Annotated in this window: 25 protein-coding genes; 24 read left to right on the forward strand and 1 reads right to left on the reverse strand. The window is 32.0% G+C overall.

The window, feature by feature from the left end; genetic code table 11:
* Positions 1-65 precede the first annotated feature (65 nt).
* From KTC94_RS00795 to KTC94_RS00805, 3 genes are read left to right on the forward strand one after another with little or no spacing between them, the layout of a single operon-like run.
* A complete protein-coding gene (locus tag KTC94_RS00795) occupies positions 66-1,028 on the forward strand; it encodes a sulfide/dihydroorotate dehydrogenase-like FAD/NAD-binding protein (RefSeq protein ID WP_216302523.1) in 963 nt (320 codons plus the stop codon).
* The gene (locus KTC94_RS00800; RefSeq protein WP_216302524.1) at positions 1,025-2,302 is read left to right on the forward strand and encodes an FAD-dependent oxidoreductase; all 1,278 of its coding nucleotides are present in this window, start codon (positions 1,025-1,027) and stop codon (positions 2,300-2,302) included. The genes KTC94_RS00795 and KTC94_RS00800 overlap by 4 nt, the downstream gene beginning before the upstream one ends.
* 47 nt (positions 2,303-2,349) lie before the next feature.
* A complete protein-coding gene (locus KTC94_RS00805; RefSeq protein ID WP_165413674.1) occupies positions 2,350-2,772 on the forward strand; it encodes a hypothetical protein in 423 nt (140 codons plus the stop codon).
* A gap of 196 nt (positions 2,773-2,968) precedes the next feature.
* Here the strand turns inward: KTC94_RS00805 and KTC94_RS00810 are convergent, their stop codons facing one another.
* Positions 2,969-3,154 carry a hypothetical protein gene (locus tag KTC94_RS00810; RefSeq protein ID WP_165413675.1) on the reverse strand — a complete coding sequence of 62 codons (186 nt, stop codon included), beginning with the start codon at positions 3,152-3,154 and terminating at the stop codon, positions 2,969-2,971.
* Between the two features lie 321 nt (positions 3,155-3,475).
* Between KTC94_RS00810 and KTC94_RS00815 the strand changes: the two genes are divergently transcribed.
* The 21 genes from KTC94_RS00815 to KTC94_RS00915 all read left to right on the forward strand — a co-directional run bounded on the left by KTC94_RS00815 (position 3,476) and on the right by KTC94_RS00915 (position 23,490).
* Entirely contained in the window at positions 3,476-3,619 is a 144-nt protein-coding gene (locus KTC94_RS00815) for a hypothetical protein (protein ID WP_165413676.1), read from the forward strand.
* Positions 3,620-3,897: 278 nt separating this feature from the next.
* The gene (locus tag KTC94_RS00820) at positions 3,898-4,098 is read left to right on the forward strand and encodes a hypothetical protein (RefSeq protein WP_165413677.1); all 201 of its coding nucleotides are present in this window, start codon (positions 3,898-3,900) and stop codon (positions 4,096-4,098) included.
* A 256-nt stretch (positions 4,099-4,354) separates the two neighbouring features.
* Positions 4,355-5,350 carry an asparaginase gene (locus tag KTC94_RS00825; RefSeq protein ID WP_165413678.1) on the forward strand — a complete coding sequence of 332 codons (996 nt, stop codon included), beginning with the start codon at positions 4,355-4,357 and terminating at the stop codon, positions 5,348-5,350.
* A 149-nt stretch (positions 5,351-5,499) separates the two neighbouring features.
* Positions 5,500-6,855, forward strand: a complete 1,356-nt coding sequence (locus KTC94_RS00830; RefSeq protein WP_165413679.1) for an NCS2 family permease — start codon at positions 5,500-5,502, stop codon at positions 6,853-6,855.
* A 231-nt stretch (positions 6,856-7,086) separates the two neighbouring features.
* Positions 7,087-8,241: an aminotransferase class I/II-fold pyridoxal phosphate-dependent enzyme gene (locus KTC94_RS00835; RefSeq protein ID WP_216302525.1), complete on the forward strand. Its 1,155-nt coding sequence runs from the start codon at positions 7,087-7,089 to the stop codon at positions 8,239-8,241.
* A 339-nt stretch (positions 8,242-8,580) separates the two neighbouring features.
* Positions 8,581-9,459 (forward strand): YicC/YloC family endoribonuclease, encoded by an 879-nt coding sequence (locus KTC94_RS00840; RefSeq protein ID WP_165413680.1) that lies wholly within the window; start codon positions 8,581-8,583, stop codon positions 9,457-9,459.
* Positions 9,460-9,473: 14 nt separating this feature from the next.
* Positions 9,474-9,746: an extracellular matrix/biofilm regulator RemA gene (gene remA, locus KTC94_RS00845; RefSeq protein ID WP_165413681.1), complete on the forward strand. Its 273-nt coding sequence runs from the start codon at positions 9,474-9,476 to the stop codon at positions 9,744-9,746.
* Positions 9,746-10,357, forward strand: a complete 612-nt coding sequence (gene gmk / locus KTC94_RS00850) for a guanylate kinase (protein ID WP_165413682.1) — start codon at positions 9,746-9,748, stop codon at positions 10,355-10,357. The genes remA and gmk overlap by 1 nt, the downstream gene beginning before the upstream one ends.
* Positions 10,350-10,568 carry a DNA-directed RNA polymerase subunit omega gene (gene rpoZ, locus KTC94_RS00855; protein WP_165413683.1) on the forward strand — a complete coding sequence of 73 codons (219 nt, stop codon included), beginning with the start codon at positions 10,350-10,352 and terminating at the stop codon, positions 10,566-10,568. Before gmk ends, rpoZ begins: the two co-directional genes overlap by 8 nt.
* Position 10,569: 1 nt before the next feature.
* Positions 10,570-11,760, forward strand: coding sequence for a bifunctional phosphopantothenoylcysteine decarboxylase/phosphopantothenate--cysteine ligase CoaBC (gene coaBC, locus KTC94_RS00860; RefSeq protein WP_216302526.1), 1,191 nt, complete (start codon positions 10,570-10,572; stop codon positions 11,758-11,760).
* A 48-nt stretch (positions 11,761-11,808) separates the two neighbouring features.
* Complete coding sequence (gene priA, locus KTC94_RS00865) at positions 11,809-14,010, forward strand: primosomal protein N' (protein ID WP_216302527.1); 2,202 nt, start codon at positions 11,809-11,811, stop codon at positions 14,008-14,010.
* A 40-nt stretch (positions 14,011-14,050) separates the two neighbouring features.
* Positions 14,051-14,503, forward strand: coding sequence for a peptide deformylase (def, locus tag KTC94_RS00870; RefSeq protein WP_165413686.1), 453 nt, complete (start codon positions 14,051-14,053; stop codon positions 14,501-14,503).
* A 1-nt stretch (position 14,504) separates the two neighbouring features.
* Positions 14,505-15,434, forward strand: a complete 930-nt coding sequence (fmt, locus tag KTC94_RS00875; RefSeq protein ID WP_216302528.1) for a methionyl-tRNA formyltransferase — start codon at positions 14,505-14,507, stop codon at positions 15,432-15,434.
* Positions 15,435-15,449: 15 nt separating this feature from the next.
* Complete coding sequence (locus KTC94_RS00880) at positions 15,450-16,127, forward strand: zinc metallopeptidase (RefSeq protein WP_216302529.1); 678 nt, start codon at positions 15,450-15,452, stop codon at positions 16,125-16,127.
* A gap of 27 nt (positions 16,128-16,154) precedes the next feature.
* The gene (gene rsmB, locus KTC94_RS00885) at positions 16,155-17,483 is read left to right on the forward strand and encodes a 16S rRNA (cytosine(967)-C(5))-methyltransferase RsmB (protein WP_216302530.1); all 1,329 of its coding nucleotides are present in this window, start codon (positions 16,155-16,157) and stop codon (positions 17,481-17,483) included.
* A 12-nt stretch (positions 17,484-17,495) separates the two neighbouring features.
* Positions 17,496-18,542, forward strand: coding sequence for a 23S rRNA (adenine(2503)-C(2))-methyltransferase RlmN (gene rlmN / locus KTC94_RS00890; RefSeq protein WP_165413690.1), 1,047 nt, complete (start codon positions 17,496-17,498; stop codon positions 18,540-18,542).
* Positions 18,543-18,544: 2 nt separating this feature from the next.
* A complete protein-coding gene (locus KTC94_RS00895) occupies positions 18,545-19,297 on the forward strand; it encodes a Stp1/IreP family PP2C-type Ser/Thr phosphatase (protein ID WP_165413691.1) in 753 nt (250 codons plus the stop codon).
* On the forward strand, positions 19,272-21,266 hold the full coding sequence (pknB, locus tag KTC94_RS00900) for a Stk1 family PASTA domain-containing Ser/Thr kinase (protein ID WP_216302531.1): 1,995 nt from the start codon (positions 19,272-19,274) through the stop codon (positions 21,264-21,266). The genes KTC94_RS00895 and pknB overlap by 26 nt, the downstream gene beginning before the upstream one ends.
* A 70-nt stretch (positions 21,267-21,336) precedes the next feature.
* Positions 21,337-22,206, forward strand: a complete 870-nt coding sequence (rsgA, locus tag KTC94_RS00905) for a ribosome small subunit-dependent GTPase A (RefSeq protein WP_165413693.1) — start codon at positions 21,337-21,339, stop codon at positions 22,204-22,206.
* The gene (gene rpe, locus KTC94_RS00910; protein WP_220285909.1) at positions 22,203-22,853 is read left to right on the forward strand and encodes a ribulose-phosphate 3-epimerase; all 651 of its coding nucleotides are present in this window, start codon (positions 22,203-22,205) and stop codon (positions 22,851-22,853) included. Before rsgA ends, rpe begins: the two co-directional genes overlap by 4 nt.
* Position 22,854: 1 nt before the next feature.
* Positions 22,855-23,490, forward strand: coding sequence for a thiamine diphosphokinase (locus KTC94_RS00915; protein WP_165413695.1), 636 nt, complete (start codon positions 22,855-22,857; stop codon positions 23,488-23,490).
* Positions 23,491-23,876 lie beyond the last annotated feature (386 nt).

Here is a 23,876-nt window from a genome sequence, read left to right on the forward strand (position 1 = left end):
ATTAATATGAAAATTAAGTGATTGTATGTATATAAGTATAGACTTGATTAAAAGAATATCGTAGTTTGGCGTCTCAACCATGTCCTTGCCATCTGGCAGAAACAGGGGACTGCATATTATGTTCACAGCTAGCAGGTAAAGATTTCTGCGACTGCTGCAACTTTAATGGGGTATGTATATATCAAGAATATGTTTCAAACAATTTTAAAGCTAAAGAGGGTAGGAAATATTATCATTGTAAAATATTAGAAAAAAATAAATTAGAGGACAATGTTATTATACTTACAGTAGGTGCAAGTGATAAATTGGTAAGTGAATTAGTTTATGCGGGAAGTTATATTTTTGCACGAAGACCAGATACAGAAACGAGGTTTGATACGCCAATATCAATATTGGATACGGATACCAGAAATAATACTATAACTATTGCTATAGAACTTAAGGGGACTAAAACCAAAGCATTAGATTTGTTAAAGCTAGGGGAAGAGTTGCTTGTAAAAGGGCCATTTTGGAATGGTACTTTAGGACTAAAAAACATATATAAAGTTAAAAATAGTATATGCTTAATTGTAGCACGAGGTATAGGGCAGGCACCTATGATACCAGTACTTAAATATTTGCATGCAAATAATAATGAAAATATAGTTGTGCTTGATAATTCCCCTTATAAAAATAGTTTTGTGAGTGAGTATTTAGAAAAGTATGCTTCAAAAGTTATACAGTGCAATACTATAGAGAATGGAAGAGTAACAGATGAATTTAATAATATATTAAATGATTTAATTAGTAATAATAACATTAGTTTAGTTCACTGTGATGCTGCAGATGTTTTAAATTATGAATTGATGAAGGTCGTAGAAGATATGGACAAAAACATTAAATATTCTTGTTGTAATAATGCCAAAATGTGCTGTGGAGAAGGTGTGTGTGGCTGTTGCACAAGAATAAATAACGACCTTAAATTAAGGCGGCTCTGCAAAATGCAGACAGAACCTAAATATGTATTAGAAGGGAGGAGAATATTTTGAAGGTTATCGTAATTGGTGGTGGGTGGTCTGGTTGCAGCGCGGCAATAATAGCAAAAAAAGCAGGAGCTACGGTTGCGTTATATGAAAAAACAGATATGCTCTTAGGACTTGGCAATGTAGGCGGTATAATGAGAAATAATGGAAGGTATACTGCGGCAGAAGAAATGATAGCGCTTGGGGCAGGAGATTTAATACATTTGACTGATGAAAACACTAGACATAAAAATATTGATTTTCCGGGGCATAAACATGCCTGGCTTTACGATGTAAACAAGATCGAACCAGCAGTAGTAAAATATTTAAAAGCTATGGATATAGAATTAAACATGATAACAAGAGTGGTAGATGTTGAAAAAGAAGGCAATAGAATAAAAGGAATATATCTATCAGACGGGGAATATGTTGAGGCAGATGTATTTATAGAAACTACAGGTTCAACAGGGCCAATGGGTAACTGCTTAAAATATGGAAATGGATGTTCAATGTGTATTTTAAGATGTCCAGCTTTTGGGCCAAGGGTAAGCATAAGCTACAGAGCAGGAGTTGAAGACTTAAAAGGAGAAAGACAAGAAGACGTATATGGAGCTTTTAGCGGCTCGTGTAAACTAGCTAAGGATTCTTTAGCCGATGACGTTGTAAAACAACTAGATGAAGCAGGAGTGGTTGTTTTGAAGATTCCAGAAGAAGATATAAATTTAGAAAAACTTAAATTAAAGGTATGTCAGCAGTATGCCCTTAAAGAATTTGCAGAAAATGTAATTTTATTAGATACAGGTCATGTAAAGCTTATGACTTCATATTATCCATTAGATAAGTTAAGAAAAATTAAAGGACTTGAAAATGCAAAATATATAGATCCATATGCAGGGGGAAAGGGAAACTCTATAAGGTATCTATCAGTAGCTCCAAGGACAAATAGTATGAAGGTTATAGGCCTGGATAATTTGTTCTGTGCAGGCGAGAAGTCTGGATTATTTGTAGGTCACACAGAAGCAATGATAACAGGGGCTTTAGCCGGACACAATGCCATAAGAAATTATATAGGAATGCCTCTTTTGATGTTGCCAAGGTCCCTTGCCGTTGGAGACATAATGGCCTATGCGAATGAAAAAATGAAATCTAAAGAAGGAAGAAGAAACAGATATACTTTTGCGGGAGCGGGGTATTTTAAGAGAATGCAAGAACTTGGACTTTATACTTTAGATAAAGATGAAATTAAGGGGAAAGTAGAAAAACTAAATTTAACTAATATATTTAATGAAAAACTTATATAAAAGAGGGTTAGTAGTATATTTTACAAGGTAATACACACAATATTCTCATGTGGAAAAGATTTATTATATACGGATTTTTAGGGCTTTTAGCAGAGATTTTGTGGAATGGGTTTGGAGCAATGATTAAGGGCGATGTATTACTTAGGGGCACTACCTGTATCTGGATGTTTCCTATATATGGGCTTGCTGTATTTCTTGAACCTGTGCATTATAGGATAAAACATCTTCCGCTTATTGTGAGGGGAGGCATATATATGGTCCTTATATTTGCAGTAGAATTAATTAGCGGACTACTGCTTAGGGCGTTTTTAGGTGAGTGTCCATGGAACTATGTAAATAAAAAAAATTCAATATGTGGGATAATTACATTAGGTTATGCACCGGTATGGATGGCCTACGGAATTATGTTTGAAAAAATACATGATGTTATAGTACGCATTGAAAACAGTCTCAGTGGTAATGCTAATTAGGTTTAGATTAGGTCTTAAAAATTATAAAAACTTGATGACGTAGGTTTAATGTAACAAGTACATTAAACTTACTTCATCAAGTTTTCGTTTATTATATAGGAAACAGCTTGCGGAACTGAAATGATGCATTAATAGAAATATTTGCTTTTTTCTTTTTTATTATGAGTTTACTGTTAATATAATTTGAAATTGGAATTTAAAAATAAATGTATAGCATTTTATAAGTATAGTAAAGTAATAACATAGCTAGAATACCCACTATAATCCAAAATACAGCTAGTTTATAATCGTTTTTTTTTACCTTTGGAGTGAAAACATCAACAATATTATTAAGTGGTTTATTAATTTCTTCATGTATAATTTTTTTAAAGTCATTGTCCATTTAATACACCTCATTAATCAATTACTTATTTATATATATTATCTACATATAAATTAATATTCCATTTGTGAATAATTCCATGATTATTATAAATTTTATCATTCAATTGTGGAAATAAACTAAAATAATTGATTGTAAAACTAAAACTTTGACATATATGAAAATAAATTCTAAGTAAAGATGCTGGGTATAATAAATATTATATTGAGGAAAATAATAAAGTGAATGTAAAGAATTTTAACACAAATATCGTTATTGAGGTAAAAGTTTCAGACTTTATTTAAAAGCGGAACATAATTAAATTTGAAGGGAGTTTTAACGATGCCTGATCATCAACATGTTGGAGGTAGTAAAAATAGTAATATTGATGTTAAACGCGACGATATCAATAAACCTAAGAAAAGCAAAGGGGATAAGAAAAAACCACCTTTGTATGAAAATTTCAATGGAAAAACCCTTGATTAGGTTATAAAACTAGTGGCTAGTATTGCGTGCCTAAATCAAATGAATACATGTGGCTTAGATTATATTAGATATATGAAGGAGGTTAATAATATGCAAAAAGGCAAAAAAAGTGAAGTTAATGGTCAAGAAATTAATATTGGGACTAAAAGAACAGATGCTAGCGATAAGCAGAAAGGTGTGAAGAAAGAAAAAAGAAATTAAAATAAATTTTCATACTAAAAGCTACAGTTTTTTTTAGTTTAAAGTCTTAACTATAAAAAGAAAAGGAGTGTGATTTAATGATAAGTAAAATAGAGGATTTTATAAGTGAAGGTTATAAAATAATGAAGTTTGAACGTGATATTGATAAAGTTACTGGTCAAGAGGTAGGGAAGATTGAAGTTAAGGCGTTAGACGGATATAGGCAGTATATAACCTTAGATGATAATTGTGCCGATGAAATAGAAAAAAAATTATTTGAATATTTAAAAAGTAAATAGTATGGTTCTCTAGCTACCAAATCCATAAACGATTATGTAGTAATAAATTATGTATAATGAAAATGATGTTAATAAGATATGCTTATAACTATAAGCATATCTTATTTTTTTGTTAGACCGGCAGGTGAGTATGCAAATACACGAAAAATTCATTTGCTAATATTTGTGTGATAAGCTATTTAAGGTTATAATTATTTTACAGTTTAAAAATAAACAAAAAAATATCTGTTTTTAATAAGGGTAGGAGGAATTTTAATTGAAAAAAGTTGTGGTTATTTTTAATGGAGGAACAATCTCTATGACGGTTGACCAAAGAATAAAGGCTGCGGTTCCAACGCTAAGTGGAGAAGAAATAATGTCTATGGTTACGGGAATTGAAAATTATGCAGAAATAGAATCACATACTTTTTCAAATTTACCGGGACCTCATGTGACACCGGAACTAATGATGGATTTATCTAAATATATACAAAGTTTTTTATGTAGAGACGATATATGTGGGGTTGTAGTTACTCATGGTACAGATTCACTTGAGGAAACAGCGTATCTGTTACACCTAACTATTGATAATCCAAAGCCTGTAATTGTTACAGGATCAATGAGAAATAGTTCGGAGCTTGGATATGATGGCCCAGCAAATTTATCAGCTTCCATCTGTACCGCTATTTCGGAAGATGCACGTAATAGGGGCGTATTAGTATGTTTAAATGACGAACTTAATTGTGCTGGAGAGGTTACTAAATCACATTCAATGCACTTAAATACTTTTCAGAGCCCAGAGTTTGGACCAATAGGGATTATAGATAATAATGAAGCAATATTCTATAGGGAAAGTTTAAAAAAAGAACATATTATAACAGAAAAAATAGAAACTAGAGTAGATTTAATAAAAGCTTGTGCTGGGATGGATTCGAAATTAATTGACTTTTGTGTGCAGCAAGGGGCAAGAGGGATTGTTATTGAAGCTATGGGAAGAGGAAATATTCCACCTAAAATGGCGGATGGAGTAAAATCAGCTATAGAAAATGGAGTGACAGTAGTTATGGTATCTAGATGTTTTAAAGGACGAGTATTAGATTCTTATGGATATCCAGGTGGTGGAAAAGAACTTAGAAATGATGGTGTGATTTTTGGAGATAGCCTGCCAGGCCAAAAAGCTAGAATTAAACTTATGCTTGCACTTGCAAGTACAACTAGGAGAGAAGAAATTAAATGCATATTTGAAAGCGGTCGGTACAAAAGCCGAATTTAAAAAACAAATTAAGCTTAAATATTCGTGATGGTATTGACGTACATGCCTATTTTTGTTATTATGTTTGTATAAAAGTAAAATAACCACTATGGTTTATTAATAACCATAGTGGTTTTATTTTGTATTGCAAACACATGGAGGGAAACTAAATGGAATATTTTAAATTGAAAGAAAACGGAAGTGACGTAAAAAAGGAAGTTATTGGAGGGATAACTACATTTTTAACCATGGCATACATTATTGCGGTTAATGCAAACACATTAGGTAATCCTGGTGTAGGAATGCCTGTACCCGCTATAGTAACTGTAACTTGTTTAACAGCGGCTTTCGCTACTATATTTATGGGGTTATATGCTAACTTGCCCTTTGCTTTAGCACCAGGAATGGGATTAAATGCATTCTTTGCATATACTGTAGTAATAGGAATGAAAGTTCCGTGGCAAGTAGCATTAGCAGCTGTCTTTGTAGAAGGAATTATTTTTATTATATTATCATTAACTAATGTTCGCGAAGCTGTAGTTAATGCTATACCAACAACTTTAAAATTGGCAGTTACCGCAGGTATTGGACTTTTCATTGCATTTATTGGTTTTGTAGATGCTGGTATTGTAGTTACTAATAAAGCAACAAAGGTTTCTATGGGTAGTTTTAGAAGTCCTACAGTATTAATAACTGTAATAGGAGTAATTATAATAGTGGTGTTGTCTAAAAAGAAAGTTAAAGGGGCTATATTATGGGGAATAGTTGCAAGTACAGTATTGGCTTGGTTATTTGCAATAATATTACCAGAAGCTGCAGCAACTTATAAAATAGGTACACCACAAGGTATATTTAAATTTGAATCAATAAAACCAATTGCAGGTAAACTAGATTTTTCATACTTAACTGATACAACTAGAATATTGGGATTTATGACAATAGTCTTAACGTTTTTATTTGTTGACTTTTTTGATACTGTAGGAACTTTAGTAGGAGTTGCTTCAAAGGTTGGAATGCTTGATAAAGATGGTAAGGTAAAAAATGCTGGACGTGCGTTACTAGTAGATGCCGTTGGTACTACTGTGGGAGCTTTTCTTGGTACATCAACTGTAACCACTTTTGTAGAAAGCTCAGCGGGAGTTGCAGAAGGTGCTAGGACTGGACTCGCTTCCGTTGTAACAGGAATATTATTTTTAATAGCAATGTTCTTTTCACCTTTGTTCATTGCAATACCATCATGTGCAACTGCACCTGCTTTGATAATTGTAGGATTCTTTATGATGGAGAATATAGTTAAAATAGATTTCAGTGATTTTACAGAGGGAGTTCCTGCTTTCCTAACAATCGCATTAATGCCTTTGACTTATAGTATTGGAGATGGTTTAACTATAGGTATTCTTTCTTATGCGGTGTTAAACCTAGTAAACAATATATTTACTAGGGATGCTAGTAAAAAGAAGAAGGTTTCAGTTGTAATTTATATCTTAGCAGTATTGTTTATTATCAAATTAATTGTAACTGGTTAAATTATCTGTAAAGCAGTAATAATATGTGTATTATGAATATACTAGAGCATGATAGTATAACTTATCGTGCTTTAGTATATTTTTTAACGAAAATTTAGAAGTCATTAATATTGTAGTTTTGAATATAATAAATAACTTCGACAGTGATTTAACGCGGATAAGTAAAATAACTGTAACAAGGTTAGTGCCGCCCGAATAACATAATAAAAGAAATATATAAAGGGTGATATTATGAAAATAAATAATAGACTATCCAATGTTTATGAATATCATTTTAAAAAGATTAACGATAAAAAAAATGAAGCTTTGCTGAATGGGAAAAAAATTATTGACCTTAGTATAGGGGATCCAGATTTAACAGTTCATTCAAAAATTACCGATGCCTTAATAGAGGGATTAAAGGATGATAGATATAATAATTACCCTCCCTACGATGGGTTAATGGAACTTAAAAAAGCAGTTATAAGGTACTATAATCAGGTTTACAGCGTAAGTCTAAGTTTGGATGAAGTAATAATTCTTATAGGATCAAAAGAAGGTATAAGCAATATAATACCAGCTGTATGTGATATAGGGGATTGTGTAATAGTGCCTGAGCCTGCATATCCTGTTTACAGTACTTGTTCAAAACTCTGGGGTTGCGTGCCATATACTGTAGCCCTAACACAAAACAATGGATATATGATGAATCTTGAGGTCATCCCCGAAGAAATTGTTAAAAAATGTAAGCTTATTTTTATAAATTATCCCAATAATCCAACAGGTGCAGTAGCGGGTTCTGAGTTCTATAAGAGGATTATAAAGTTTTCTTATGATAATAATATTGTTTTATGCAATGATTCAGCATATAATGAAATAATTCAAGTAAATAAAAAAAATATAAGTCTTATGCAATATGATTTAAAAAGGAAATGCGTAGAGTTTGGAACTTTATCTAAAACTTACAATATGACAGGGTATAGAATAGGGTATGCTGTAGGTAATGCTAAGGTAATAAACTCTCTTTTAAAGATAAAAAGCAATTGTGACTCTGGTCAATTTATTCCAATTCAAAAGGCTGCTATTGCTGCTCTTAATTTAGAACGTGATTATATTCATAATACAAGAAAAATATATGATGAAAGACGTGAAGTTGCTAAAAGTGTTTTGCTACAAAAGAATGTTGATTTTTTTGATGCAGAGGGCACTTTTTATTTGTGGTGCAAAACACCTAAAAATTATACAACAAATGAGTATTGTGAAGAATTATTGGAGAATTATGGGATTGTGGTTACGCCTGGAAATGTATTTGGAAAACTTGGATACGATTATTTCCGTATAGCATTGACTAAAGATAAGCTTATTATTGAAAAAGCTTTAAAATCTCTAAAAAAATGTGGTGATTAATATTATTATTGGTATAATATAAATTATATAGGAAATATTTTAATATAAGGATGAGCTGTTTTTAAAATAAGTCGATTTATAATTTGATAACATTTCAGAAGGAAAATATCCTACTTATATAAGTGGGAGGTACATACTATAACAAAGAGAAAACTTCAGTAGAAGTATAAATTCCCTTCTGAATTCGTTAATATTGAATCACTTAAGTGAGAATTTAAAAGTATTTTTTTATATGAAAATCGTAATAAAGTGAGAACTTATAATTTTAGCTTGAAACTTAGGTGATAGTTTATGTATAATTATAAAGATTCACAATGAACATTGGAAGGATGCGTTGTTATGATTAGGAGTATGACTGGGTTTGGAAGAGGAAGTTGTGAAAAAGATGGTAAAAGCTTTACCATAGAGATTAAAAGTGTCAATCATAGATATTTCGAAACTAATATAAGAATGCCTAGAGTATTAATAGCGTTTGAGGATAAAATTCGGAAGATAATTGGTGAAAAAGTAAAAAGGGGAAAGCTTGATGTTTTTGTAACTCAAGGGAATTATGATAAGGAAGATGTTGAGGCTTATTTGAATGAAAAATTAGCTGAAAGCTATATAAACTGCTTTCGAACATTAAAAGATAAATATAATCTGGATGGCGACATTCTAGTTGACACAATAGCTAGATTGCCGGAGGTAATAACTCTTAAACAAAAGGAAGAAGAGGGTTCAGAAACTTTTGATCAGATTGAACAATCACTAAAAAAAGCTCTTGAAGCTCTTCTTTTTATGAGAGAAAGAGAAGGCCAAAAATTATTAGCGGATGTTATCATTAAATGTGATTTAATCAATGGGTTAGTTGAAAAAGTCAAGGAAAGAGCACCGTTTATTGTTTGTGAGTATAAAGAAAAACTAGTTCAAAAACTAAATGCTTTGCATAAAGAAGTAGGGTTTGATGAGAATAGAGTTGCCATGGAAGTTGCGATTTTTGCTGACAAAGCTGGAATTGATGAAGAAATTGTAAGATTAAATAGTCATATAGAGCAAATGAAGGAAACTTTAATTTTAGACGAACCAATTGGCAGAAAGCTTGATTTCATTATTCAAGAAATGAATAGAGAAACTAACACTATAGCATCAAAAGCAAATGATTTAGAAATTTTAAATACAGTAATTAATATGAAAAGCGAAATAGAAAAAATTAGAGAACAAATACAAAACATAGAATAAACAGGAGGCACACGATGAGTATAAAATTGATAAACATAGGTTTTGGGAACATTGTTTCAGCAAACAGATTAGTAGCCATAGTTAGTCCTGAATCGGCTCCAATTAAAAGAATAATTCAGGAAGCGAGAGATAGAGGTATGCTAATTGACGCCACTTATGGAAGAAGAACCAGAGCAGTTATTATAACTGATAGTGATCATGTTATTCTATCAGCTGTTCAACCTGAAACTGTTGCGCATAGGTTATCTGTTAAAGATGATGAAAGGTTAGACGAGGTTGATGAATAATGAGGAGTAAAGGACAGCTAATTGTTATTTCAGGCCCTTCTGGTGCTGGTAAAGGGACTGTATGCAAGGCGCTTCTCGAAAAAAACAATTTTTGGATTTCGGTCTCTGCGACTACAAGAAGCCCAAGAAGCGATGAAATAGAAGGAATAAACTATTATTTCATAACTAAAGAGAAATTCCTAGAAAAAATCGCATTAGAAGATTTTCTTGAATACGCAGAGGTTTATGGAAATTGTTATGGTACTCCTAAATCTGAAGTTCTAAAAATATTAGATGGCGGTAGGGATGTAATACTAGAAATAGATATTCAAGGCGCACTTAAGGTGAAAAGGGCTTATCCAAGCGGTTTATTTATTTTCATTCTTCCACCGTCTATGGAGGAATTGAAAAATAGAATTACAAATAGGGGCAGTGAAACGCCAGAGTCCTTAATTACTAGATTTACATCGGCGCATGAAGAAATTAGTTTTGTATCAAAATATGATTATGCAGTTGTAAATGACACTGTAGATAATGCTTGTGAAAAAATTCAAAGCATTGTAATTGCAGAAAGATGTAGAGTCGATAGAATGAATGGAGATTTTCTAAAGGAGGAAATTAGTAATGAATAATTCAATGATTAACCCATCAATAGTAAATTTATTAGAAAAAGTAGATAATAGGTATTCGTTAGTTGTAGCAACATCAAAAAGAGCAAGACAAATAATAGAAGGTCAAAGCCCACTTGTACAGGTAGATTCCACAAAGCCAGTTACTATATCTATACATGAAATTTATGAAGGAGCTATTGTGGCGATGACAACAAAAGAAGGAATAAAATAGTATGGAAAACAAAAAGACAGTAGTTATTGGTGTAACAGGTGGGATAGCAGTATATAAGGCTTTAGATGTTATTAGTAGATTAAGAAAAGAAAATGTTTGCGTACATGTTATCATGACTAAAGCGGCGTCGGAGTTTGTAACCCCTCTAAGTTTTCAATCTATGAGTCAGAACATTGTCATTCATGATATGTTTGATGAGCCTAAAGCATGGGAACTACAACATATATCTCTTGCTAAAAAAGCAGATCTATTTGCTGTAATTCCAGCAACGTCCAATATAATTGGTAAAGTTGCAAATGGGATTGCAGATGATATGTTAACTACTACTATTATGGCAACAAAGGCACCAGTGATTTTTGCTCCAGCAATGAATGTCAATATGTACAATAATCCAATACTGCAAGGTAATATTCAAAAGCTTAAGGCTTTTGGATATGATTTTATTGCGCCAACATCAGGAAGACTCGCCTGTGGGGACATAGGAGAAGGAAAGTTAGCACAAACTGAAGATATTTTTGAAGAAATCATGAGCAAGTTGTATCCTATAAAAGATATGAAAGGCACTAAAGTTTTAGTTACAGCTGGGCCTACAATTGCGCCTATTGATCCTGTAAGATTTATAACAAATAGGTCAACAGGCAAAATGGGATATGCAATTGCGAGAGAAGCTAGAGATAGAGGGGCAGTTGTAACTTTAGTATCTGGACCATCTGGTGAAAAAACACCTTTTGGTATAAATGCCATAAAGGTTAATACTAATGAAGAGATGAGAACTGCTGTAATAGATAATTTTTACGATAGTGATATAGTTATAAAAGCAGCAGCTGTATCTGACTTTAAGCCTAAAACATACTGTAGTAGCAAAATTAAGAAAAGTGGAAATGGATTAAACTTAGAATTTGTACGTGATAATGATATTTTAAAAGAATTAGGATCGCTTAAGAAGAATCAAGTATTAGTGGGTTTTGCAGCTGAGAGTAATGATTTGCTACAAAATGCGCAATCAAAACTTCTTAAGAAAAATTTAGATTACATAATTGCCAATGATATAACGGGAACAGATATTGGGTTTGGAACTGAAGATAATAAAGTGATTATTTTAAGCAAAGACAATAGTCCAATAACAATAGACAAAATGCCAAAAAAAGAAGTTGCTAGGGAATTGTTTGATTTAATAAATAAAAAGCGCTAATGCGCTTTTTTATGTTATATAAAATCATAAAATTAAAAGGGTGATTAAGTGTATCAGTATGCTGGAGTTGTGGTGAATAATGATTCGGTTCAAGTGGATAAGGTTTTTACATATAAAATACCTATTAGATTAATAGGCAGTGTCCATTTAGGATTTAGAGTTAAAGTGCCATTTGGTAGAGGAAACAGGACAGTGGACGCTTTTGTATTGGAACTTTATAAGCAATGTGAGAATGTGAAGAATATTAAGGAGATAACAACTATATGTGATGAAATGCCACTCCTTAAAATAACTGATATTGAACTTGTAAAGATTATGAAAAAAAAATACCTTTGTACATATTTGGAATGCATAAAAGTTATTATTCCAAGAGGTATAACAAAAGGTATAAAGAATAAGACGATGCAAGTATTAACTGCGAGCAAGGAACTAGAAGGCAAATTTTTAAATGAACCTTACAAAAATATTTATGAGATAATACAATTAAATAATATGAAATATAATAAGACTGAGTTCAGTAAAAATTTTAATAAATCACTGTCATCAATAAATACAATGATTAAGCATGGATTCTTAACCACGCAAGAGGTTATAATTAATAGGTATAGCGAAAAAAACTATTCTAGGTATGAAGAAAAAACACTAAATGAAAGACAACAGCAGTCAGTTGATTTTATAATAAATTCTAAGGCGAAAAAATTCTTGATACATGGAGTTACAGGTAGTGGAAAGACTGAGATATACATGAATTTAGTTAGTTATATGTTAAAAGAGAATAAGCAGTCTATAATACTTATACCAGAAATATCGTTAACCCCACAAATGGTTGAAAGGTTCAAAGGTAGATTTGGACGTGATATAGCAGTTTTTCATAGTAGGCTATCAGATGGTGAGAGATATGACGAATGGATGAGAGTAAAGCTCGGAAATGTTAAAATTGCTATTGGGGCAAGGTCAGCTATATTTTTACCTTTTGAAAACTTAGGATTAATTGTTATAGATGAGGAACATGAAGCGAGTTATAAATCCGACAGTAATCCAAAATTTGATGCTCGTGAAATAGCTTATATGAAATGTGAACTAGAAAATTGCAAATTAATATTGGGGTCAGCTACTCCATCTATTGAAAGTTATTATAGGTCTACCATAAAGGAATTAGAATTAATTACTATTAATGAGAGGGCAGATGGTGCTGCCATGCCAAAAGTAGAAATCGTTGACATGCGCGAAGAGTTAATGAATAACAATCGTTCAATATTTAGTAAGCCACTGCATGAGGGTATTATTGAATCTCTAAGCAGAAACGAGCAGGTGATTTTGTTTTTAAATAGAAGAGGTTTTTCGACCTTCGTATCCTGTAGGAAATGTGGTTATGTTTTCAAATGCAAAAAATGTGATATATCATTAACCTACCATAATTCAAGTGAATACCTAACTTGCCATTATTGTGGGGAAAAAGAAAAAATAAGTAAAACATGTCCTAATTGTGGAAGTAGTTATGTTAAATATTTTGGAGTTGGAACAGAAAAAATTGAGCAAGAAATTAATAGGATTTTTCCAAGTGCAAAAACTCTAAGAATGGATTTTGACACAACTCGGAAAAAAAATTCTTATGAATATATATATAATACCTTTAAAAATAAACAGGCAGATATTTTAATTGGAACTCAGATGGTCGCTAAAGGATTAGATTTTAAAAATGTTACTTTAGTAGGAGTAATAGCTGCGGATTTATCATTGAATTTACCGGATTTCAGGGCTTTTGAGCGGACGTTTCAACTACTTACTCAAGTCTCAGGAAGAGCAGGTAGAGGTAAGAAAGAAGGCAAGGTAGTTATCCAAACATATAATGCTGACAATTTGACCATACAGTATGCAGCGGAGAATGACTATGATAGTTTCTATAAAAATGAAATCATGATGAGAAAAGTTATGGACTATCCACCTTTTACAAGTATTCTAGTCATAACTATGAGTTCTGAGGATGAAAATTTGTTAATAAAAAGTACACAAAATGTTGGTGAAAATTTAAAATATAAGATTAAAAACAATGATAAAATTACATTGCTAGGTCCATGCCCTTGTGGAGTTTCAAAAATTAAAAACTTCTATAGATGGCAAATTATAATTAAAGGAAACATTGAACAAACAATTGCAGAGGAAATAAAAAAATCGGTTTATGAATTGCTTAAGAATGTTTATACTAGTATACGAGTTAGTATAGATATTAATCCAAGTAACATGATCTAACAGCACCTTTGGTGATAATTAATGACAAGGAGGTTTTCGTATGGCTATAAGAACGATTAGAACCTATGGCGACGACATATTAAGGAGAAAAAGTAGAGTGGTAGATGAAATTAACCCTAGGATTCTATTATTAGTTAAAGATATGAAAGAAACTATGTATAAGTCTAAGGGAGTAGGGCTTGCTGCACCGCAGGTTGGCATTTTAAAGAGGATAGTAGTTATTGATGTTGGTAATGGACCTATGGCAATTATTAACCCACAGATTGTAGAAATACAAGGTTCACAAATAGACAATGAAGGTTGTTTAAGCATACCAGGAGTACAAAAAAATGTAGATAGGCCAGAAACAGTAAAAGTGAAGGCATTAAGTGAAAATGGAGAAGAGATAATAATAGATGGAGAAGGTCTTCTTGCAAGAGCACTCTGCCATGAAATTGATCATTTAGATGGGATATTATTTATAGACAAAGCAATAGAGGGTGAGGAAAAATAATATGAAGATAATTTTTATGGGTACGCCAGAATTTTCAGTGCCATCCCTTTCGCAACTTATAAATGAATTTGAAGTTTCTGCTGTTTTTACTCAGCCTGATAGACCGAAAGGAAGAGGTAAAAATTTAGCAATGTCCGCTGTTAAACAGTTAGCTGTGACTTATAATATACCGGTATATCAGCCTTTAAGACTCAGAAATAATGAAGAAATGATAGAAATGATTAAAAACTTAAAACCGGATTTTATTGTAGTAGTAGCGTTTGGACAAATCCTTCCAAAGGAAGTGCTTAGTATTCCTAAATATGGATGTATAAATCTACATGCATCTTTATTACCCAAATATAGAGGCGCGGCTCCTATAAATTGGTGTGTTATTAATGGTGAGAGTAAAAGTGGAAATACAACAATGCTTATGGATGTTGGTCTTGATACAGGTGATATACTTTTAACAGAGGAAATGGAACTGCCAGGTGTTATGTCTGCGGGAGAATTGCACGATATTCTTATGAATAGCGGAGCACAACTTTTAGTTAAAACAATAAATGGTATAGTAAGTAACGAAATAGAGCCAGTTAAACAGGAAAATGAATTTAGTTCATATGCTTCTAAGTTAGGCAAAGAAATGGCAAAGATAAATTGGGAATGTAGTAATGTTAATATTCATAATTTTATAAGAGGATTAAATCCATGGCCAATTGCATATACTCATTATGAGAATATAGTAATGAAAATATATAAGTCAAAAGTAATAAACGAACAATCAAATAAAATGATTGGGAGTATTATAGAGGTTTCAAAAGAAGGATTAAAGGTAGCAACTGGTAGTGGTGTTTTACTTATTGAAGAGATACAATTTCCGGGTAAGAAGCCTTTAAAAGTAAGGGATTATATAATAGGAAATAAGATAAATGAAGGTTCGATTTTGAAATAAGAAGGGGTGAATAATATGCTTTTTTATGATAATACTATGGTTGTATTATTGCCAGCTATAATTATATCAGGCTTAGCACAACTTAAAATTAAGTCTTCATTTAGTAAATACTCAAAGGTGAATAGTGCAAATGGATATACAGGGGAGAAGGTAGCTAGAATGCTACTTGATGATGGAGGGCTTTTTGATATACCAGTGGAAATAGTAGGTGGAAAGCTTACTGACCATTACGACCCTTCTAAACGAGTTATGAGGCTCTCCAAGGAGGTTTATAATGGGACAACAGTTGCAGCTATAGGGGTTGCGGCTCATGAAACTGGGCATGCGCTTCAAGACAAAGAAAAATATGCGCCTTTAAAAATAAGGAACGCTATAGTGCCAGCAGTTAATTTTAGTTCTAATGTATCCTGGTTACTATTTTTAATAGGAATAATTTTAAGTGTACCTTCTCTAGTGAATATTGGAATTATATTATTTTCAGCAGTGGTAGTATTCCAGTTAATTACCTTGCCAGTTGAATTTAATGCATCTAGTAGAGCACTTACAATTTTAGAATCCAAAAGTATACTTTATGGAGATGAAATAAAAGGAGCTAAAGCAGTATTGAGTGCAGCTGCTATGACATACGTGGCGGCAACACTTATGGCAGTTTCTCAGCTTATACGTCTTGTTCTTTTAAGTCGCGATAGATAAAATCAAATAGAAAATTGAGGTAATAACATGAACAATAGTAGGTTAGTAGCAATTGTAGTTATAGAAAAAGTAATAAATGAAAACGCTTATTCTAATATAGTTTTAGGTCTGGAACTTAATAAATCCGATTTAAATGATAAGGATAAAGCGTTAGTTACAGAAATAGTTTACGGTACTTTAAAATATAAATACACAATAGATAAAATATTGAGCAGTTTTTTAAAAAAAGGCTTTGAAAAGGTAGATAGTTTTGTTTTAAACATATTAAGAATATCAATATATCAAATTAGGTTTTTGGATAAAATACCAAGTTTTGCTGTGGTTAATGAGGCTGTAAACTTAACAAAAAAGATGAGTAATGTAGGAGCGGCACAATTTGTTAATGGAGTACTTAGAAACTATCTAAGGGGCGACACCGCGGTGTATTATAATGAAAAAAATGATATTGAAAGATTATGCTTTGAGTATTCCTTCACTAAGGCTTTAGCTAAACTCTTTATAAAGCAATATGGGATTGAAAGCGCTGAGAAAATTCTAAGTGGCTTAAATCAAAAACCTGATGTTACAGTTAGAGTTAATACTCTGAAATTAACTTATGAGGAAATATGGGAAAAACTTATAGAAAATGGGTATAATATAGAAAAAGGCTATGCGTGTTCTGAGGCAATACGAATTATTAAAGGGAAAAATATAGAGAATAACCTTTTATTTAATGAAGGAAGTATAACAGTCCAGGATGAAAGCGCAATGCTTACAGCCCTTTCTATGGACCTTTTGCCAAATCTAGAAGTATTAGATCTTTGTAGTGCACCAGGTGGAAAGACAACACACATTGCAGAAATTATGAAAAACACAGGACATATTTTTGCATTTGATTTACATGAAAATAAGTTATCATTAATAAAACAAAATTTAAATAGAATAGGAATTGTAAATACAACTTGTGATGTTATGGACGCTACAATTTATGATCCAAGTTTACTTCAATCTGCAGATAGGGTACTTATTGATGTACCTTGCTCTGGTCTTGGAATTATTAGAAAAAAACCTGAGATAAAGTGGAGTAAACATATAAAAGACATAGAAAATATAATTCACACACAAAGAAAAATAATGGAGAATGCTTCAAAATACATAAAAAAAGGTGGAGTACTTGTATATTCAACATGTACCCTTAATAAGGAAGAAAATGAAAGCAATATTGAATGGTTCCTAGAGTCTCATTCAGAATTTAAGATTGAACCAGTATTTTACGGTGAATTTGATAATATAAACTATAGTGATAAAGGGTATGTTACTATATTACCGAATGAATACATGGATGGATTTTTCATAGCCAAAATTATAAAATCATAGTAGGTGTATAAAATGATAAATATATTAGATATGAATTTAGTAGAGTTAAAGCAATGGATGAAAAGTAATGGGGAAAGTGAATTTAGAGCTAAGCAAGTATTAGACTGGATTTATAAGGGAATATGGGAATTCGAAAATATGAATAATATTCCGCTCAGTATAAAAGAAAAGTTAAAAAATAATTTTTACATAGGAATACCTGAGCTCGTAGAGGAATATACTTCAAAACAAAATGATACAAGAAAATATCTTTTCGCTTTAAACGATGGTAATTTAATTGAATGCGTTGTTATGAAATATAAACATGGGAACTCTATATGCATATCGACTCAAGTTGGATGTAGGATGGGATGTAAATTTTGCGCATCTACCATTGGAGGAATGATTAGAAATCTAACTCCAGGGGAAATGCTAGCTCAAATAATGAAATCACAGCATCTAATTAATGAGCGAATTTCTAATGTTGTATTAATGGGAAGTGGGGAGCCATTTGATAATTTTCATAATGTAATAAAATTTCTTGAAATTGTGAATTCAGAAAATGGGTTAAATATTGGTCAAAGACATATAACTATTTCTACCTGTGGTATCGTACCAAAGATTAAAGAGTTTGCTGATATTAACTTGCAAACGACACTGGCTATTTCACTTCACGCATCTACGGATGAGATTAGAATGAAGAGTATGCCAATTGCAAATAAGTATTCTATTGCAGAAATTATTGATGCATCTAAATACTATATAAATAAGACTAATAGACGCATAACTTTTGAATATGCTCTTGTAAAGGGTCTTAATGATAGCACGCAAGATGCAGAAAAATTAAGTGTATTGTTAAAGGATATGTTATGCCATGTTAATTTAATTCCAGTTAATGAAATAGAAGAGAATGAATTAAAAAGATCTTCAAATGATGACGTTGCTGAGTTTAAGAGGGTACTTGAAACTAATAATATCCAGACAACAATAAGGCGCGAAATGGGCCTGGATATTAATGCGGCTTGTGGTCAACTTCGGAGAAGCTATATTAAAAGTGAAAACTTAAATGAGGGGGTGTAAAAATGCTTGGGGTTTTATCTGATGTTGGAAATGTTAGAAAAACAAATGAAGACTCGGTAGGCTATTTTGAAGATACTGATTTTGGTATTTATGCTATAGCAGATGGTATGGGTGGTCATAATGCAGGAGAAGTTGCAAGTCAGCTAGCTATTAAGGTTATAATAGAATATATAAAGAAGAATCATCATGGTTTAGATCTCAAAGAAGTGCTTTCTGAAGGAATAAAATCTGCAAACAAGAAAATTTATGACATGGCAAGTGGTAATGATTCGCTTAAAGGGATGGGGACAACTATAACAATCTGCTTTAAAAAACAAAATGAAATGGTTGTTGCAAATGTAGGTGACAGTAGTTGTTATATTATTGATAATAACAAAAAATTATTAAAAATTACAAGAGATCATTCTTTGGTACAACAGCTTTTAGATAATGGTACTATAACTGAAGAAAAAGCTAGAACTCATCCGAATAAAAATATTATTACAAGGGCACTTGGAACAAATGAGTTAGTAGAAGTTGATTTATTTGATGTTAATTTGACCAATATATTCAAATGTATTTTATGCACAGATGGCCTTACTAACGATGTGACTTATTCTGAAATGTATGATATTATTATTAAAAATGAAAATGACAATATTTCTAGCTGTAAAATGTTGGTGGATTTAAGTAAATCTAAGGGTGGACGCGATAACATATCGGTTATCGTATTTGAAGGAGAGTGCAGAGATGATAGGAACCATATTAGGGAGTAGATATGAACTCCTTGAAAAAATTGGAGAGGGTGGAATGGCGATAGTTTATAAAGCTAAATGTCGTTTGCTCAATCGTTATGTTGCTGTAAAAATATTAAAAGAAGAATTTTCAAATAATATAGATTTTATGGATAAATTTAAAAAAGAGGCTTCATCCGTAGCTAGTCTCTCATCAAATAATATAGTTAATATTTATGATGTTGGACAAGAGCGAGATATTAACTACATTGTAATGGAATATATAAAAGGAAAGACTTTAAAGGAAATTATACTTGAAAATGGTAGTATGAATTATGATCAAATAATAGACTATGGAATGCAAATTGCAAAAGCACTTGAGTGTGCTCATAAGAATAACATTATACATAGAGATATAAAACCTCATAATATTTTAGTGACTGAAGATGGAACGGTTAAAGTTACAGATTTCGGTATAGCAAAAGCTGCTAGTTCTGTAACTATAACTAATACCAGCACAGTGATGGGATCAGCTCATTATTTTTCACCTGAACAAGCTAAAGCAAGTTTTGTAGATTGTAGAACAGATATTTATTCTTTTGGAATAGTTCTTTATGAGATGTCTACAGGGCAAGTACCTTATGATGCAGAAAGTCCTGTATCAGTAGCATTAAAACATATACAGGAACAAGTTGTGCCACCTAAGAAAATAAATGGTAATGTTCCTGAAAATTTGAACAAATTAATATTAAAGGCTATAGAAAAAGAACCTATAAAGAGGTATCAAACTGCGAATGAGATGTTTTTAGATCTGCAGAGAATACAAAAGAATAGTTCATATACTATCGCAACAAATAGCATGGAAAATGAATACACTAGGGTTATGGCAGCTGTAAATGTAGATGACTATGAAAAAGAAGATGATCATGAAGAAGAAAAAGAAGAAGTAGTAGAAAAAGAACAAGTAATTAAAAAACCGAAGTCTAAAAATAACAAAAAAAATAAAACGATAATAATGGCTTTTGTTGCAATAATTTTATTGATTGTTTTAGGTAGTGTTGCGGGAGTCACATTAAAGAACTATCTTACTGACAAGCAAGTTAATGTGGCAGATAAGATATTGGTGCCTAAAATTATTGGCTTAGATAAGGTAGAGGCAGAAAAATTAGTTGTAGAAAAAGGCTTGAATTTTGTAGTGGCTGGAGAAGAAAATAGCGAAAAACCCGAAGGCGAGGTACTGTTATGTTTTCCTGATGAGGGAACAGAATTAAAGGCTAAGGGTGAAGTAAGAGTTACGGTGAGTAAAGGGCCTGCAAGTTTCAAAATTCCTTCTGTCAAGGGGACTGATAAAGCTTCGGCTACTGCTATTATTGAACAAAATGGATTGGTGCTAGGAAATGTAACATCTGAATTCAATGATTCCATTGCTAGTGGTTTAGTAATAAGCCAAAACCCAGATCCGGGTAGTTTAGTTCAAAAAGGCGATAAAGTAGATTTAGTAATAAGTAAGGGTGTAGAGATTAAATTAACAAAGGTTCCAAATCTAAATGACGTATCTTTAAATGATGCAGAGAGAGTATTGCAAAATGCAAATTTAAAATTAGGTGAGCGACACCCGGTGGTAACTCATGATAAGTCACTTGATGGTAAAATATTCAATCAAAGTATTGCTGCAAATACGGAAGTTACGGAAGGTAATTCTGTAGGAGTTAATTATTACAAGTATGAAGAACCTAAAAAAGAACAATTTGATGTTCCAGACTTTAAGGGGAAAACTGTTAAAGCAGCACGTGAGTCAGCTGCACAATCGAATATAAACATAGTAGTTTCTGGTAATGATGAAGATATCATTGAGTCGCAAGACAAGGAGCCAGGGACTAAGGCAAATGTTGGAGATACTATAACTTTAACATCTAAGGCTGCGGAAGTTCCAGTAACTCCTGAAACACCTCCAGCAACAACTGAAACACCCCCAGCAACAACTGAAACACCCCCAGCGACTCCTCAATAAGAATAAGTAATTACAAGATATATGAAATATATTCAAAAATATTAAATAGAAGGTAAATGGTGAGGGATATATGCAAGGAGTAATCATAAAAGGTGTAGGCGGGCTATATTTTGTAAAAGTTCAAGACAAAGTCATAGAATGTAAGGCAAGAGGGAAGTTCAGGTATACTGGGCTTTCCCCTGTTATTGGTGATAAAGTGGAAATAATGCTTGAGACAGATGAGAGCAAAGGTGTAATTGAAAAGATTTTTCCAAGAGAGACTGAGATGATACGTCCAGTGGTTGCTAATGTTACTCAAGCTTTTGTAGTTTTTGCCTTTAAACAACCTGACTTAAATATGGATTTGCTCAATAAATTTCTAGTGCTTTGTGAACATTACAAGTTAAAGATAGTTCTTTGTTTAAATAAGTTGGATTTAGTTGAGCAAGTTGATGAGGGCCTTATAAAAGAATTAAAAAGCGTAGGATGTGACATAGTATTTTTAAAAGCAAAAGAGGGTGATGGACTTTCTGAACTTAAGACTAGAATAAAAGATAACATTACCGTTTTTTGTGGACCGTCTGGAGTTGGAAAGTCAACTATACTTAATAGTATACTTGGAAGAGAAGCTATGAAAACTGGAGATATAAGTAAAAAATCGCAAAAGGGTAAGCATACTACAAGGCACAGTGAACTTATTGAATATGAAGAAGGATTTTTGTTAGATACTCCAGGATTTTCAGCCTTAAGTTTAGATTTCATTGAGAAAGAACAATTACAAGATTGTTTCCCGGAATTTGAAAAACATAGATGTGAATGTAGGTTTTCTAATTGCATGCATTATAAAGAACCTAACTGTAGAGTTAAGCAAGCTGTAGAAGATAATGAAATTTACAGGGATAGATATAAATTTTATATAAAGACATTAGAAGAAATTATTGCTAGGGGGAATAAAAAATGATAAAAATATCACCATCTATACTGTCAGCGGATTTTTCAAGGCTAGGGGAACATATTAAGCAGCTAGAAGCGTGCGGTGCTGATATGATTCATATTGATGTAATGGATGGTATGTTTGTACCTAATATTTCTTTCGGTATTCCAGTTATTAAGAGCATTAGAAAACTAACAAAATTACCATTTGATGTGCACCTTATGATAGAAGAACCGTCTAGATATGTAGAAGACTTTGTAAATTCGGGAGCTGACATTATAACTGTCCATTATGAAACCGATAGGCATATTGATAGAACTATTAATTACATAAAAAGTTTTGGGATTAAAGCGGGTGTTGCATTAAATCCTGCTACACCTGTAGAATGCATAAAACATTTAATGAGTAATCTTGATATGGTACTTATTATGTCAGTAAACCCTGGATTTGGTGGGCAAAAGTATATTGAATACTGCTCGGATAAAATTAAAGAAGTTAGAGATCTTGCAGATATTTATAATAAAGACATTATGATTCAAGTAGATGGTGGCATTGATGTAGGTAATATTCAAGAAGTTGTTAATAGTGGTGCTAATGTTATTGTGGCTGGGTCGGCAGTATTTAAGAATGATGAAATTGAGAAAAACATAAAAGCATTAAGATTAGGTATTTAACATGAAAGTCATAATAATCTCAGGAGGAAATCCACCATCACAACAATTACTCATGAATGAAATTACTGAGGATGCATTTTTAATTGGAGCAGATAGTGGTGCCAATTGCCTATATGACTATAATATAAATCCTCACTTACTTGTAGGAGATTTTGATTCTATTGATAAAGAGGCCTTGGATTATTTTAAAAAAAATAATTCTATAATAGATATTTATCCTACAGAAAAAGATTTTACTGATACTGAAATTGCAGTTAAAAAGGCTTTGAAAATGAAACCAAATGAAATAGTATTATTGGGGTGCACTGGAAGTAGAGTTGATCATCTGCTTGGAAATATTGGAATGCTAAAAAGTTGCTTAGAAAATGGCGTTAGTGCATGCATTAAGGATGAAAACAATAATATTAGGTTGATTGATGCCGGGACTTCATTAAGTGGCACCGTAGGCGATATATTCTCGGTACAATCTTATGGCGATGAAATAATAGGATTAACTATTAAAGGCGCAAAATATCCTTTAAATAATTACAATTTGAAAATTGGACAGAGTATAACTATTTCAAATGAGTTTGCAGGACCTCAGGTTCAGCTTAAATTTAAATCTGGAACGCTGATGATAATATTATCATCAGATTAATACTTCAATTAATAAATATTTTTATGCGCAAAAAAAGTATATATTACGTATAATGCATTGAAGCGAGCTTTAGAACTTCTTATTTTATTTTTAATTAAGATGCGTTAAGGAAAACATATGGTTGAGTAGAAATCGAGTTTATGTTTTTAACAGATTAATTAAAAATAAAATTAGTAGTTATTAGCGAAGTGAATGCATTAATAGTAATATATACTTTTTTATTTTTTATTTTTGGCAATATTATTGAAAGTAATTCATATAATAATATTGGAATACTTTGAGAGGGGATTAACTTACGAAAAGGTTTTATAAGTGTTTAGAAAAGCAGCTTGGAGTAATCATTGCATGTTTAGGCATAGGAATCATAACAGTAGTAATAGTCCCAT

The sequence above is a fragment of the Clostridium sp. CM028 genome (assembly GCF_030585565.1).
Classification (GTDB): Bacteria; Bacillota; Clostridia; order Clostridiales; family Clostridiaceae; genus Clostridium_AD; species Clostridium_AD estertheticum_B.

Excerpts from the sequence above, each read along its gene's own strand:
- gmk (WP_165413682.1), top strand. The coding sequence starts at position 9,746 with ATGAGGAGTAAAGGACAGCTAATTGTTATTTCAGGCCCTTCTGGTGCT.
- KTC94_RS00840 (WP_165413680.1), top strand. The coding sequence starts at position 8,581 with ATGATTAGGAGTATGACTGGGTTTGGAAGAGGAAGTTGTGAAAAAGAT.
- KTC94_RS00805 (WP_165413674.1), top strand. The coding sequence starts at position 2,350 with ATGTGGAAAAGATTTATTATATACGGATTTTTAGGGCTTTTAGCAGAG.
- KTC94_RS00830 (WP_165413679.1), top strand. The coding sequence starts at position 5,500 with ATGGAATATTTTAAATTGAAAGAAAACGGAAGTGACGTAAAAAAGGAA.
- rsgA (WP_165413693.1), top strand. The coding sequence starts at position 21,337 with ATGCAAGGAGTAATCATAAAAGGTGTAGGCGGGCTATATTTTGTAAAA.
- KTC94_RS00915 (WP_165413695.1), top strand. The coding sequence starts at position 22,855 with ATGAAAGTCATAATAATCTCAGGAGGAAATCCACCATCACAACAATTA.
- KTC94_RS00895 (WP_165413691.1), top strand. The coding sequence starts at position 18,545 with ATGCTTGGGGTTTTATCTGATGTTGGAAATGTTAGAAAAACAAATGAA.
- remA (WP_165413681.1), top strand. The coding sequence starts at position 9,474 with ATGAGTATAAAATTGATAAACATAGGTTTTGGGAACATTGTTTCAGCA.
- rlmN (WP_165413690.1), top strand. The coding sequence starts at position 17,496 with ATGATAAATATATTAGATATGAATTTAGTAGAGTTAAAGCAATGGATG.
- fmt (WP_216302528.1), top strand. The coding sequence starts at position 14,505 with ATGAAGATAATTTTTATGGGTACGCCAGAATTTTCAGTGCCATCCCTT.
- pknB (WP_216302531.1), top strand. The coding sequence starts at position 19,272 with ATGATAGGAACCATATTAGGGAGTAGATATGAACTCCTTGAAAAAATT.
- KTC94_RS00835 (WP_216302525.1), top strand. The coding sequence starts at position 7,087 with ATGAAAATAAATAATAGACTATCCAATGTTTATGAATATCATTTTAAA.
- def (WP_165413686.1), top strand. The coding sequence starts at position 14,051 with ATGGCTATAAGAACGATTAGAACCTATGGCGACGACATATTAAGGAGA.
- KTC94_RS00810 (WP_165413675.1), bottom strand. The coding sequence starts at position 3,154 with ATGGACAATGACTTTAAAAAAATTATACATGAAGAAATTAATAAACCA.
- rpe (WP_220285909.1), top strand. The coding sequence starts at position 22,203 with ATGATAAAAATATCACCATCTATACTGTCAGCGGATTTTTCAAGGCTA.
- KTC94_RS00815 (WP_165413676.1), top strand. The coding sequence starts at position 3,476 with ATGCCTGATCATCAACATGTTGGAGGTAGTAAAAATAGTAATATTGAT.
- coaBC (WP_216302526.1), top strand. The coding sequence starts at position 10,570 with ATGGAAAACAAAAAGACAGTAGTTATTGGTGTAACAGGTGGGATAGCA.
- KTC94_RS00880 (WP_216302529.1), top strand. The coding sequence starts at position 15,450 with ATGCTTTTTTATGATAATACTATGGTTGTATTATTGCCAGCTATAATT.
- rsmB (WP_216302530.1), top strand. The coding sequence starts at position 16,155 with ATGAACAATAGTAGGTTAGTAGCAATTGTAGTTATAGAAAAAGTAATA.
- KTC94_RS00820 (WP_165413677.1), top strand. The coding sequence starts at position 3,898 with ATGATAAGTAAAATAGAGGATTTTATAAGTGAAGGTTATAAAATAATG.
- rpoZ (WP_165413683.1), top strand. The coding sequence starts at position 10,350 with ATGAATAATTCAATGATTAACCCATCAATAGTAAATTTATTAGAAAAA.